2 protein-coding genes are annotated in these 944 nt (G+C 68.5%); one reads left to right on the top strand and one right to left on the bottom strand.

Annotated features, from left to right (window positions below):
* Nucleotides 1–526, top strand: a 526-nt coding sequence (locus tag EAO71_RS26255; protein WP_187282833.1) for an LCP family protein, incomplete at its 5' end; no start/stop codon positions are given.
* 117 nt (nt 527–643) lie between these two features.
* Here EAO71_RS26255 and EAO71_RS26250 read toward each other — a convergent pair.
* Nucleotides 644–944, bottom strand: a 301-nt coding sequence (locus EAO71_RS26250) for an acyl-CoA dehydrogenase family protein (RefSeq protein ID WP_261992364.1), incomplete at its 5' end; no start/stop codon positions are given.

Below are 944 nucleotides of genomic sequence, written 5' to 3'. Positions count from 1 at the left end.
CATCGACCACTACGCGGAGATCGGCTTCGCCGGGTTCGCGAACATCGTGGACGCGCTCGGCGGTGTGGACCTGAACATCGAGAAGGGGTTCAAGGACAAGAACTCCGGCGCCGACTTCCAGGCCGGTGAGCAGACCCTCAACGGCGAGCAGGCCCTGGCCTTCGTCCGCACCCGGTACGCGTTCGCGCAGTCGGACCTGGCCCGGACGAAGAACCAGCAGAAGTTCCTCTCGGCCCTGGCCAACCAGGCGGCGACGCCGGGCACGATCCTCAACCCGTTCAAGCTCTACCCGACCCTGGGCGCGGGCCTGGACACGCTGATCGTGGACAAGGACATGTCGCTGTACGACCTCGGCAAGATGTTCTTCGCGATGAAGGGCATCAACGGCGGCGACGGCAAGTCCATGAACATGCCGATCTCCGGCACGGCGCCGCAGGGCTCCCTGAAGTGGGACATGCCGAAGGTGAAGCAGCTGGTGCAGCAGATCCAGAACGACGAGAAGGTGACCGTCACCTCGGACCGCTGACCGCCCGCCGGCGCGGCCGGACGACACGCGAAAGGGGCTCCCCGGGACGGGGAGCCCCTTTCGCGTGTGGGGCCGGGCGGCCGGGGGGACGCCGTGGCGCCCCCGGCCGCCGCCGCGTCACGGGAGGTTGCGGGCCATGACGATGCGCTGGACCTGGTTGGTGCCTTCGTAGATCTGGGTGATCTTGGCGTCGCGCATCATGCGCTCGACGGGGTAGTCGCGGGTGTAGCCGTAGCCGCCCAGGAGCTGGACGGCGTCGGTGGTGACCTCCATCGCGACGTCGGAGGCGAAGCACTTGGCGGCGGCGCCGAAGAAGGTCAGGTCGCCGTCCACGCGCTCGGACTTCGCCGCGGCCGCGTAGGTCAGCTGCCGGGCCGCCTCCAGCTTCATGGCCATGTCGGCGAGCATGAACTGCACG

It is taken from the genome of Streptomyces sp. MS191, assembly GCF_008042125.1.
GTDB lineage: Bacteria > Actinomycetota > Actinomycetes > Streptomycetales > Streptomycetaceae > Streptomyces.
Note: the sequence above shows the minus strand (reverse complement) of the source record. Positions and strands in the feature narration are given on the sequence as shown.